The sequence below is a fragment of the Methylomonas rivi genome (assembly GCF_024505165.1).
Lineage (GTDB): Bacteria > Pseudomonadota > Gammaproteobacteria > Methylococcales > Methylomonadaceae > Methylomonas > Methylomonas rivi.
The window spans coordinates 1-537 of record NZ_JANIBK010000378.1; the positions used below are offsets into that span (position 1 = coordinate 1).

A 537-nucleotide genomic window follows, 5' to 3' on the forward strand; every position below is an offset into this window, starting at 1 on the left:
GAGCGGAAGCGGCGTTGCAGCGGAATCTGTTGGCGGCGCTGGCCGGCAAGGGCGCCGACTGGGGACGCGAAATCCGCATCGAAGCTGGCACTTGCACCGAACAAGCCGTGCTGCCCAGCGATTTGCCGCTACGCCTGCTGTCGCACAGGCCCGACATCAGCGCCGCCCGTCTGCAAGCCGAGGCCGCGGCGGAAGAAATCAAGGTGGCCGAAACGGCCTTTTATCCGGATGTCAACCTAATTGCCTTCACCGGCCTGCACAGCGTCAGCCTGAGCGATGTCCTGTTGCAAGGCGCCAGTCTGGCTTACGCGGTAGGCCCTTCCATCGAGTTTCCGATTTTCGAGGGCGGCCGTTTGCGCGCCAACCTAAGTTACCAGCAAGCGGCCTATGACCGCAGTGTCGAACGCTACAACGCCAGTTTGGTGCAGGCGGTGCGGGAAGTGGCCGATAGCGTGAGCCGTTGGCGCGAAACCGGCCAACGCCTGGCGGAGCAGACGCAAATCCTGGCCGACGCCGCCGCGTCCGAACAGTTGGCCG

The 537-nt window shown here is 64.4% G+C and carries 1 protein-coding gene; it reads left to right on the forward strand.

Annotated features, from left to right (window positions below; all coding sequences use genetic code 11):
- The coding region (locus NP596_RS21830) for a TolC family protein (RefSeq protein WP_256617471.1) at positions 1–537 on the forward strand (537 nt) is incomplete at both ends.